General features: G+C 61.2%; 10 protein-coding genes. 7 read left to right on the top strand and 3 right to left on the bottom strand.

The window, feature by feature from the left end:
- Window positions 1–276: 276 nt before the first annotated feature.
- A complete protein-coding gene (locus tag Q0216_RS04640) occupies window positions 277–945 on the bottom strand; it encodes a 5-formyltetrahydrofolate cyclo-ligase (RefSeq protein WP_298593302.1) in 669 nt (222 codons plus the stop codon).
- A gap of 312 nt (window positions 946–1,257) precedes the next feature.
- Between Q0216_RS04640 and galU the strand changes: the two genes are divergently transcribed.
- The 7 genes from galU to Q0216_RS04605 all read left to right on the top strand — a co-directional run bounded on the left by galU (window position 1,258) and on the right by Q0216_RS04605 (window position 9,388).
- Window positions 1,258–2,166: a UTP--glucose-1-phosphate uridylyltransferase GalU gene (gene galU, locus Q0216_RS04635; RefSeq protein WP_298593300.1), complete on the top strand. Its 909-nt coding sequence runs from the start codon at window positions 1,258–1,260 to the stop codon at window positions 2,164–2,166.
- Window positions 2,167–2,467: 301 nt separating this feature from the next.
- Window positions 2,468–4,153 carry a hypothetical protein gene (locus Q0216_RS04630; RefSeq protein WP_298593298.1) on the top strand — a complete coding sequence of 562 codons (1,686 nt, stop codon included), beginning with the start codon at window positions 2,468–2,470 and terminating at the stop codon, window positions 4,151–4,153.
- Between the two features lie 468 nt (window positions 4,154–4,621).
- Entirely contained in the window at window positions 4,622–5,122 is a 501-nt protein-coding gene (locus Q0216_RS04625) for a DedA family protein (protein ID WP_298593296.1), read from the top strand.
- 95 nt (window positions 5,123–5,217) lie between these two features.
- On the top strand, window positions 5,218–6,441 hold the full coding sequence (locus tag Q0216_RS04620) for a LysR substrate-binding domain-containing protein (protein WP_298593294.1): 1,224 nt from the start codon (window positions 5,218–5,220) through the stop codon (window positions 6,439–6,441).
- A gap of 26 nt (window positions 6,442–6,467) precedes the next feature.
- Window positions 6,468–6,977, top strand: coding sequence for an NUDIX domain-containing protein (locus Q0216_RS04615; protein ID WP_005508451.1), 510 nt, complete (start codon window positions 6,468–6,470; stop codon window positions 6,975–6,977).
- A complete protein-coding gene (locus tag Q0216_RS04610; RefSeq protein WP_298593292.1) occupies window positions 6,977–8,158 on the top strand; it encodes a glycine betaine ABC transporter substrate-binding protein in 1,182 nt (393 codons plus the stop codon). Before Q0216_RS04615 ends, Q0216_RS04610 begins: the two co-directional genes overlap by 1 nt.
- Before the next feature lie 6 nt (window positions 8,159–8,164).
- On the top strand, window positions 8,165–9,388 hold the full coding sequence (locus Q0216_RS04605) for a pyridoxal phosphate-dependent aminotransferase (RefSeq protein WP_298593290.1): 1,224 nt from the start codon (window positions 8,165–8,167) through the stop codon (window positions 9,386–9,388).
- Between the two features lie 139 nt (window positions 9,389–9,527).
- On the opposite strand, the gene Q0216_RS04600 is transcribed toward Q0216_RS04605, so the two are convergent.
- On the bottom strand, window positions 9,528–9,809 hold the full coding sequence (locus Q0216_RS04600) for an exodeoxyribonuclease VII small subunit (protein WP_298593288.1): 282 nt from the start codon (window positions 9,807–9,809) through the stop codon (window positions 9,528–9,530).
- A 50-nt stretch (window positions 9,810–9,859) separates the two neighbouring features.
- Window positions 9,860–11,161 carry an exodeoxyribonuclease VII large subunit gene (gene xseA / locus Q0216_RS04595; RefSeq protein ID WP_298593287.1) on the bottom strand — a complete coding sequence of 434 codons (1,302 nt, stop codon included), beginning with the start codon at window positions 11,159–11,161 and terminating at the stop codon, window positions 9,860–9,862.
- Between the last annotated feature and the right edge of the window lie 125 nt (window positions 11,162–11,286).

Raw genomic sequence — 11,286 nt, 5'->3', positions numbered from 1 at the left:
GACGTGGTTGCAATTCTTGCACTGGTAAACGTAGACCGGCATTTTGTCCTTCTGTGTCGATTTTTTACTGAGCGGGTTTAATAACAGTGGTTTGAGTGTACCGCTTTTGAAACACTCTGGGCTATTTGCGTTTTCTTCTCAATAGGCTATTTTTGGTTTCTCTTTTACCTTTTTCCTGAGCGCTTTTATTGATGTATCTCGCATATCTTTACGCTTTTGCCTAAAGATTCGGGGTGTCAATCAAGAGCGAACCGGGGATGGGTGAGCCGGGCTCTTTTAGCTCTGCGGGCGAGTGCGGAAAATACCTTCCTCGGTGAGGATGACCGGCAGAATGGCGTCCCATCGGTCGTAGGGGATAGCTTCGTACATTTCATCGGCAAAGACCACGCCGATGCTCTGCTCCTGCAGCTGCTGTGCGCTGAGCAGGGGGATAATGCGGTCGTAGTAGCCGCCGCCCTGACCGAGGCGGTGCCCGCCAGCGTCAAAGGCGAGAGCGGGGATGAGGCGCACATCGGCGTTCACGAATGCCTGTGAATCCTGTTCTTCGCCCTCGGGTTCGGGGATTCCCATGGGGCTGAGCGGGTGCTCAACGGCGGGGTCCCAGTGCACCCAGGCGAGTTTGCGTCCGGGGCGCACGACGGGCACGAGGATGCGGTGTCCGTCCTTGTGCAGGCGGGTTAGCGCCTCAATGATGGGCGGCTCGGATTTGGTGGGCAGGTACGCCGCAATGGTGCCGGGGGAGTGGGTCCGCTGCGCGATGGCCTCGAGAATGTGGTGGGTGAAAAGGTCAGTTATCTGCTGCTGACCGTGCTCGCCGCGGTGGCTGCGTGCGGTGAGACGGCGCGGGCGGATTTGGGAGCGGAGAATGTCTTTATCCAGGGAGATATCGTCTGCGCTGGCTCCGGCGTCGGAGTTGCTGGTGGCGGCTGTGGTGTTGAGAGGCATGGTGTGTCCCATCGTCATTGCGGGTGAAGTTAGCTGGTTTGGATCATGGTGCCTTCGTGCTGAGGGGCCGTCCGAGGCAGTGCGAAAACATCCTTGTGGACGGTGAAAAGCGGCCTATTCTGCCGGGGCGTAGATTCCATTTTTTAGTATAGGGTTTGAGGAGAATAGCGTTGAGTAGCGCGGGGCGTATTTTCTCTGCACCCCCAAGAATGTACCTTCACCGATATGTAGTTAGTCACGTTGAAGATTTTTTCATGTCATAGTGTCGATAAATCGCCTTAAGTACTTTACAACTTAGGGTATTCTTGTGGCATGGCTACTGAAATTAAGTCTGTTACTAAGGCAGTTATTCCTGCTGCTGGTCTGGGCACCCGATTCCTGCCCGCAACGAAGGCAACCCCTAAGGAAATGCTCCCCGTCGTCGATCGCCCCGCGATTCAGTACGTGGTGGAGGAAGCAATTCGTGCCGGTCTGAACGACGTTCTGATGATTACCGGCCGTAACAAGCGCGCTCTCGAGGATCACTTTGATCGCGTTCCCGTTCTGGAGCAGCAGCTCGCTGAGCAGGGTAAGGACGCCCTGCTCGCATCTGTCGTTGAGACTAACGAGATTGGTGGCGAACTGCACTACGTGCGTCAGGGTGACCCCAAGGGTCTGGGTCACGCTGTTCTGCGTGCAAAGCGCCACGTTGGCGATGATGCATTCGCTGTTCTGCTCGGCGATGACCTGATTGACGAGAAGGAAGACTTGCTCGCTCGCATGGTGGAGGTCCAGGAGCGTACCGGCGGTTCCGTCGTTGCTCTGATGGAGGTTCCCCGCGAGGCTATTTCCGCTTACGGTGCAGCTGCTATTGAGGCTGTTGAGGGTGAGGACGGTTTTGTTAAGATCACCGGTCTGGTTGAGAAGCCTGCCGTTGATGAGGCTCCCTCGAACTACGCTGTGATTGGCCGTTACGTTCTGAGCTCGAAGGTCTTCGAGGTTCTGGAGAACACCGCTCCGGGCCGCGGCGGCGAGATTCAGCTGACCGACGCTCTGCAGACCCTGGCTCAGGGCGAGGGTGAAGGCGAAGGCGTCTACGGCGTGGTCTTCTCCGGCCGTCGTTTCGACACCGGTGACAAGCTGTCCTATCTGAAGGCAAACGTTATTCTTGCTGCTGAGCGCCCCGAGTTCGGTGACGACCTGCGCGCCTGGCTGAAGGATTTTGTTGCAGAGAACTGCTAAGCACTCTGCATCCGCTCTCTGACGAGGGCAACCGATAAATACCAACCACGCTGAGGAAGGCGTTCTTGCCGGTGGGGCGTTAGCCCTGAGGGAGGGCGCCTTCCTTGTTTCGTAGACAGATAGTGCCGAGTGAGAGCTTGGTAATGGTCTTATAACGAACATGCATAGCATCTTCGGGTGCATATTCCTTCCGGGGTATATGCGCATATCCAGCCCGATTCTTTCCTCTTATGGAAAGCATTGGGAATATAAGGGTATGATTAAAGTCTAGGGATAAAGGGACGATAGAGGGCGACCTGATATGACGCTGTTGAACACCTCCGGTGTGTTGGTAATTCTGACCGTGATTTTGCTGCTGTGGTTTGTGCCCAGGAGCCTGCGTCGCGCGCCCGCAGGTCCCGTCATGGAGCCTGAGCGTCCCTTGATTAGTGCCGAGCGTACCGCTGAGGACATTCTCGCCTCCGCGGGTGTGCTGCTGAATGAGTCGGAGGCGTACCAGTCCTCCGATCATGCGGTGGCACCGGGCACCTCCCTGCCCTCTTCTGCTCTTCCGCAGGCTTCTTCCCGTTCCTCCCATGTGGTGGAGGAGCCCGTTCAGCCTGCGCCCGATACGGCATCTATTTCGCAGATTCGCGAATCTTCCCCCACTGCGCCCTACACGGATGAAATTCCGGTTGTGGAGGAGTCGAAGCCCTCGCTGCTGTCTTACGTGGATACTTCGAGCCCGAGCGGTATTGCCCTACTGGTTGCCGCCGGTCTGGGTGTGCTTGCCCTGGTTACCGGCCTTCTTGCGCTCTTTGGTGTTTTGGCGTGGGGCTGGGCTGTTCTCTTCCTGATTCTTGCCGGTGGCGCGTGGGCTGTGAGCCGTTTTGGTCTGCTGGAGTCTCTTGCCCATCAGGTGAAGGCGAACCGTGATGAACGCCGCGCCAAGGCTGAAGCAGAAGGCGCTGAGGGTGATGATGCTGAGGGTGAAGCGTACGAAGGTTCCGAGGATGACGAATCCTACGACGATGCACCCGAATCGGTAGATGGCCCGGGTGCTGAAGGCCCGGATTCTGAAGCTACTGAAGAATCTGAGCCTCAGTCGCGCCCCGCTACCCGCAAGCCCGCTACCCGCAAGCCCGCTGCCCGCAAGTCTGCCGGCAACCTGAACCGTGAGGCGGCACGCCCGAGCCGCGCGCACATCGCGGTGGAGGCATCTGAGGATGCACCCGAGGCTACTGCTCGCGAGGAGGCGCCCGCGCCTTCTCAGGCTGCTCGTCCCGTTCGCCCGGCACCCGCTCGTTCTGCCGCTACTGGTTCTACCGAGCCGTCTGCGGCTCACCGTCAGGAGCGTCGCCAGCAGCGTCCGAGCCGCTTCCAGCCGATTCGCCGCGGTAGCGTGCTCTTCGATCAGGAGAGCGGCTCCGCTACTCGCGCTTCCTCTGCTGCGCCTCGTACCGCGGGGCAGCCTCGGGTAGCGCAGGCTCAGGTTTCACAGTCTCAGCCTGTTCAGCCTCAGCCTGTTCAGCCCGCTCAGTCCGTTCAGCAGGCTCCGGCACCCGCTGCCCAGCCGGTAGCGCCTCAGCCCGCTCAGCCTGCTCAGGTTCAGCAGGCGCCCGCTCAGGCTTCCGCACAGTCGGCGGTAGCGCCCGCACAGCAGTCGGCAATTCACCCGGATCAGCCGGTGGCTCGCCAGGCTCTGCGCGACGGTTCGCCCGTCCGCCAGGCATCTGCGGCTCCTGCCGCTCAGCCGATTCCCGAAGAGATTCCTTTGCCGGATGTCCTGGATGATTCTGAGTTCGATGCGCTGGATATCGCCTCGCTGAACGACCCTGCTCACTCTAACGGTGCTATTGCGACCGGTGGTGTTCGTTCGACGAATCGTCACCCCGGTGCTGGCTCCTCCTTTGAGGCTGTGAGCAACACCTGGAACCCGGTTCAGCTGCCCAAGCCGCTGAGTGCCCTGCACCGCCAGGATCAGGGTAAGAATCAGGGTAAGAAGTAGGCCTTGTTCTAGATGCGCATAAACCCCGACAGTTCACACTGTCGGGGTTTATGTTTTCCCGAGAATTGAGCCTGGGCATGGATTCTGGGAATGGATTGGGGGAATGGAGTCCGCGAAAGGAATAGTTAAAAAGAAAAGGAACCCCGTCCATGGGGTTCCTTTTCCAGCATCACACACAGGAAGAAAGTCTTCTAGACCGACTAGGAAGACCTTCCCACAAGGCCTGCCCTATTCGGTAATAAAAATATATCCTAATTCCCGCACCTGACACAAGCCGAAAATAGCGACACCCTGTCAATAAACTAAGGCTGACCTAAGTAAAATCCGCGCCATTGCAGGCGACAAGGGGCAATAACCCTCGGCTGAAAAAAATTTAAAAAACTTTTTAGCCCCTCCATATGTCGAAGTAAGAAGCCTCAAAGAACCTTCAACCAGGCCAATATTGCCCACTCATGAGAGAATAGCCGGGTGAAAGAATGGTTTGACGCACTCCCGATTGAGGTTGCCCTAGCTTTCATGTGGGTGGTCGGTATCGTCCGCACCAGCATCGTGTACGCTCTTGGTGCACTCGCTGCTGAAGGTGGCGCCCGCCTCGACCGCATCCGCAAAGCTATGGACAGCCCGCTCTACCGCAAAGCGCGCGCCTTCATCAACCGATGGGGTGTTATTGCCGTGCCCCTCTGCTTTCTCACCGTGGGTCTGCAAACCGCGGTCATCATCACGACCGGCTTCACGAAAATGCCGCTGCGCCGTTGGGTTCCGGCGATGCTGGTCGGAACCTTCATTTGGGCGTGCATCTACACCACCATCGGCTTCGCAATTCTTGCCGCGCTCGGCCTGGAACCGTGGATGTTCCCGCTCGCCCTCGCCCTTGTTATTACGGTGATGGTTATTGCGGCTCAGCTGCGCGAACGCCGCATTAACCACGAAACCGGTGAGAACTCTACGGAGAACATCGCCGAGAACTAGTCCTGTCTCCAGCAGGGAATAGGTGCACTATCTCGCCGGGTTGAGGCCGCTCACCCGCCCCAATGCCACCGCCCAAGATATGCTAGCGTGGAGGGATGAGTTCATCCGCACCCTCCACCGCAGGCACTCCCGAAGAGCCGCCCGTCAACGACCCTGCTCTCACCATCATCGACCCCGAGCTGAGCGCGCCCGAAAACGTTGCCGACGAGGTAGAAACCGAAGCGCTCGCCGAGGCCCCCACCCGCGTGTACCTGCACCCCGAGCAGCTGGCAATGATCCAGACTCCGGAGGCTCTGCCCGTGCCCGTGCTGCAGCGCTCCATGTTGCGCATCAGCTACGTGCCCGCGATTATGCCCGGCAAGTGGTTCAACCGCTGGCATGAGCGTTACGGCGACCGCGTGCAGCTGGCGGAGGTGCCCGTGCGTGAGGCGCGCGGCCTGGACTCCCTGCATCAGGACCTGTGCCTGATTGATCCCGCCGGTAACCCCGCCGCTGAATCTGCGGCAGACGAGGAATCCGTCGTCTCCGAGGTACTCGCCGAAGGTGCCGAGCGCGCCCCCATTGAGCACGCCCCCATTGAGCGCACCCCCATTGAGCGTCAGGACGTACCCGAGAACCCCTTCGCGCACATGAGCATTGTGCGCCCCGACCGCGAGCCGGCAAGCACCGACGGCGAGAAGTACCACAGCATCCGCCTATACGAGGAGCTGCCCGTGGTCATTCTGCCGGTGGACCACGTGCTCACCGTGCTTGATGAGGTGCCCGTGGAGGAGCTTGCCGAAGAGTTCCTGCTGCAGCCCGCCTCCGATATTCCCGCCTACGAGGAAGTGTCCCGCGCCTGGCGTGAGAGCGCCGGCCGCATCGTGCCCGAAGGTCTGAGCGATAAGGAAACCATCGAGCTGGTTGCCGCCGGCGTGGGCCTGTACATTGTGCCCATGTCCATTGCGCGTTTCTACCACCGCAAGGACCTCACCTACCGCCCCGTTGCGGGCCTGGACACCTACCCGGTGCACCTGGTCTGGCCGCGTGCCCCCAAGGGCGAGCCGCGCAGCGAAGAGCTCGAAGCGCTCCTGCAGGACTTCATCGGTATTGTGCGCGGCCGCACCGCAACCAGCGACCGCGGTAGCGAAACCCGACAGGCACGCGCCGAACGCGTCGCCGCCGAAAAAGCAAAGGCAAAAGCGAAGGCACGAGCCGCCAACGCCCGCCGCGAAGCCCGCGATAAGAAGCGCGCCAACGCCAAGAAAAACGGCAACGCACGCCAGCATGCTCGACAGTCCGCCAAAGCCGCCAGCGCACGCCGCGGCAAGAAACGCTAAAGAACGATAGACGGTAAAATCAAACCATGGCATTAGCAATGGAAACCCGACCCGCAGCCTACGCAGTCATCATTGAGCAGGGCAAGCTGCTCATGACTCGTTGGGTGCCCGAAGACCGCGCGCTCAGCCCCCTCTGGTCCCTGCCCGGAGGCGGCATGGAACCCGGCGAACAGGCGGACGAGACCGCGCTGAGGGAGACCCTCGAAGAGACCGGCTACAGCGTCGCCATTGAAGACATTCTGGGTGTGCACGCCGGACACTTCCCCGTGCGCTCCACCCAGAAAGACCCGCAGGCGCTACCCTTCTGCGCCCTGCGGGTGGTTTTCCGCGCCCACATTGTCACCGGCGAACTGCGCCACGAAATCAACGGCTCCTCCGACACCGCACGCTGGGTGCCCATCGCTGAGCTGGACACCATCCGCTACGGCACCCTCATCGACGAGGTTGCCTCCATGATGGGCTACTCCAACGCCGCCAGCTGGGCACGCGAATACCGCGAATTTCTTGCCGACGAAAACGCACGGAAGCTTCCCTAATGAACCGACTGACCATCACCCGCCGTGCGGCGCTCACCTCCCTGGCGCTCATGCCGCTGCTCGCCGCCTGCGGTGGCAACGATACGACCCCGCACGTGGATCCCTCCGCATCCAGCTACGGCACCCTGCGCATCGGCTACGGTGCCCTGCGTGCGATGCGCGCTGTCGCGCACGTGTACGCGAGCGCCCTGCGACAGGTCGGCTACTCCGTCGAACTTGTTGACACCGACAACAGCCGTGCTACCGCCCTGCGCGGGCTCATGGTTCCTTCGGGTAACTCCGCCACCCCTACCGCAACTCTGCCCGACGACGAGGAAACCGGTAGCACCGCCTCCGAGATTGAATCGTTGGACCTGGTCATCGACTACAGCGGCGACCTGCTGCTCTACCTGACCGACGACGGCAAAATCAGCCCCGCCGCCGCCCATAACGAACGCATCGCAGCCTCCGTGAGCGCCTCCGCTCAAGCAGCCGGAGTGACCCTGCCCCCGGCGGCCACCCCCACCCCGGAGGAGAGCACCGCCTCCGCGCATGATACGGACGCAACCGCGAGCCCCACCGCAAGCTCCACCCGCTCCGCAGACCCCATCAACCTGCGTGCCATGAGCACCACCGACATGACCAATGCCATCTCGCGCATCCTGCCCGAAGAGCTCATGCTCCTCAACGGCGCAAACGCCACCAACAAGGATGTACTGGTCACCACCCGCGCCGTGAGCGCCCGCTACAAGCTCAGCTCCCTCGCGAGCCTGCGCGATGTGCAGTCTTCCCTGGCGTTCTCCATCCCGACCGGGTACTCCAGCGGCACCTACGGCGTGGATTCTTTGCGTAGCCTCTACGGCTACCGTGTGCACGACCCGAAGATTCAGGACGACCCCGCCGAGCGAGTTAAAGCCCTCACCGCAGACACCGTGCAGGTGACCCTGCTGCACAGCGTCGACCCGGCAATTGACGATAACCGCCTGGTCACCCTGGAAGATCCCTCAACGGCACTTTTGCAGCAGCAACTGGTGCCCATTATCCGCCGTACCCTGCCAGATAGCGCCCGTACGGCAATTAACCGCGTATCATCTACATTAGACACGGGTAACCTCTCGTTCCTGTTGCGTCTGACTAGCGGTTCCAACCCCATCGCAGATGACGACGCAGCACAATTCATTTTGGATCACCCTAGAAAGTAAAGCATCATGACGAAGTACCGTCAGTCCTCAAAGTTGAGCAACGTCCTGTACGACATCCGCGGCCCCATTCTGGATGAGGCCAATCGCATGGAGGCGATGGGTCACCGCATCCTCAAACTGAACATTGGTAACCCCGCACCCTTCGGCTTTGAGGCGCCGGATGCCATCATGATGGACATCATTCGTCACCTGCCCGAAACCCAGGGCTACTCCGACTCCCGCGGTCTCTACTCGGCACGTACCGCCATTGTGCAGCACTACCAGAACCGCGGCATCATGAACCTCGATACCGACGCCGTCTACCTCGGCAACGGCGTGTCTGAGCTGATTCCGATGACCCTGCAGGCACTGTGCGAGACCGGCGACGAGATCCTGGTCCCCATGCCTGACTACCCGCTGTGGACCGCATCCACCGCGCTGGTGGGTGGCAAGCCCGTGCACTACCTCTGCGATGAGGAAAACAACTGGTACCCGGATATTGAAGACATTAAGTCGAAGATTACCGAGCGCACCAAGGGCATCGTGGTTATTAACCCGAATAACCCCACCGGCGCCGTGTACCCGCGCTCCGTGCTCAAGCAGATTGTCGACGTGGCACGCGAGCACGGCCTGGTGGTCTTCTCCGATGAGATTTACGAAAAGATTACCTACGACGGCGCTGAAGCCATCAACATGGCAACCCTCACCGGCGACGACGTGCTCTGCCTGACCTTCTCGGGTCTGTCCAAGGCGTACCGCGTCTGCGGTTACCGTGCAGGCTGGGTCGCTATCACCGGCCCCAAGAAGGATGCCGCAAGCTACCTTGAGGGTATTCACCTGCTCGCCTCCATGCGCCTGTGCTCCAACGTTCCGGCACAGCATGCAATCCAGACCGCGCTCGGCGGCTACCAGTCCATTAACGAGCTGATTGTTCCCGGCGGCCGCCTGTACGAGCAGCGCACCCTGGCGCACAAGATGCTCAACGAGATTGACGGCATCAGCTGCACCAACGCGGACGGTGCGCTCTACCTGTTCCCGAAGATCGATATTGAGCGCTTCGACATTACCGACGATGAGCAGTTCGCCCTGGACCTGCTGAAGAGCCAGAAGATTCTCTTCAGCCACGGCCGCGCGTTCAACTGGAAGGACCCGGACCACTTCCGCCTGGTGTTCCTGCCCGATACGCAGACCCTCACCAGCGCCCTGGAGCGTCTGGGTAACTTCATGGCTGACTACAAGCAGAAGCACTAGCCCTGCTGCCTCTGCTACATAGACAGAAATAGCCTGCCCCGCAGTTCTGATGAGCTGCGGGGCAGGCTATTTCTAGCGGTGTTGCGGATGCGCGATGCGCCAGGAAAGAGAGGCGGAGCAACGCGCCGGGAGGGGCATGCTAGTTCGCCGCAGGCTCCTGACCGCTCTGTGTACTTGCCTGTGCACCTGCCTGCGCACCGCGTGCCGCGTTCAGGCGCTCCTGCGCGCCCTGCAACCACGCCTCGCAGCGGGCGGCAAGCGCCTCGCCACGCTCCCACAGGGCGATGGAAGTCTCCAGGTCGCTGGCACCGGACTCCAGCTGGCGCACGACCTGCTCCAGCTCGGCACGCGCCTGCTCGTAGCCGAGGGTTTCGACGGGGGCGCCCAGTTCGGCGCTGTTGAAGCTAATGTTCTCGCTCATTGAGGAACCTTTCAGAGGTAAAACTTAGGGGTGAAAACCAGGGGTAAAACTTAGGAGATGTTTGAGGGATCCGTGGAGGTCACGGTCGCCTGCGCCTGCCCGGTCGCCGCACGCACCGTAATCTGCTCGCCCGCACTCAGCGCCGAAGCATCACGCACAATAGCGCCCGCGGCATCCTGAACGATGGAGTAGCCGCGGTTGAGCGTCTGCGCAGGCGAGAGCGAACGCACCCGCGCCAACGTGTGCGACAGAGTCGCTGACTCACGCTCCAGACGGTGCTGTACCGAACGGTGAGCGCGCTCGCGCAACTGGCCCAGCTCCTCCACATGCATGAGCAGGGATGACTCCGGGTGGGTGAGCACCGGGCGGCTGCGCAGCTGGGCAATGTAGTTCATCTGCATGCCCACGTAGCCGAGCACCGCACGGTCCAGGCGGGCGCGCGCCTCGGTGATGCGGGCGGTTTCCTCCGAAATATCGGGCACAATGCGCTTACCCGCATCGGTGGGGGTGGAGGCGCGCAGGTCGGCGACCGCATCGAGGATGGGGGAGTCCGCCTCGTGACCGATCGCCGAGACCACCGGGGTGGTGGCTGCCGCGACGGCGCGGATGAGCGCCTCCTCGGAGAAAGGGAGCAGGTCTTCGAAGGAGCCGCCGCCTCGGGCGATAACGATGACGTCCACCTCCGGGTGGGCATCCAGTTCGGTAAGAGCCGCAATGACCTCCGCCGCCGCGCCCTCACCCTGAACGCGGGTATTGCGCACCTCAAAGACCACACCGGGCCAGCGCAGGGAGGCGTTGCGGATGACGTCCTTCTCCGCGTCAGAATCGCGGCCGGTAATCAGACCCACACGATTCGGCAGCATGGGCAGCGGCTTCTTCCGCGCGTCAGAGAACAGCCCCTCGGCGGCGAGAGCTTCACGCAGACGCTGCAGCTGCTCGTGCAGGTTGCCGGTGCCGACCGCGTACACTTCCTTGCCGATGAGGGAGAGCTTGCCGTTCTTCCACAGGCTCGGCTTGGCGCGGGTGACGATGCGAGCGCCTACGGTCACATCAGCCGCCAGGCCGCTACCGGCACGCCCGAAGAGGGCGAGGGTGAAGGAGAAGTCTTCGTTGAGGTCTTTGAGCTCCATGAAGACGTTGCCGCCGCGGCCGTTGAGAGAAGCGACCTGCGCCTCCACCCAAAGCTCGGGAACCTTGTCTACGTAGTTTTTGAGGTTCTGCGCGAGCAGGGCGAGGGGCCAGGGGTTGGTGGCGGTGGTTTCCTGAGACTTCCCGGGAAGCTGCCGCTCGTGCACGGGCGGCACCACGAGTGTGGGTGCCGGCTGCGCTGCGGAGGGGTTGTAGAAGTTCATACCCTCTATTGTCCCTGATTGGTTGGTTATGCGCCTGCTCACGGGTCAGCCGGGCGAATCGGGTAGCTTGCACACAGTGCAGGTAGAACTTAGCTTCTGGCGCATTCTGCGGGTCTGAATCGGCT

Origin of the sequence: uncultured Rothia sp., assembly GCF_937976295.1 — a bacterium.
Lineage (GTDB): Bacteria > Actinomycetota > Actinomycetes > Actinomycetales > Micrococcaceae > Rothia.
This window is presented reverse-complemented; position numbering and strand designations above follow the sequence as displayed.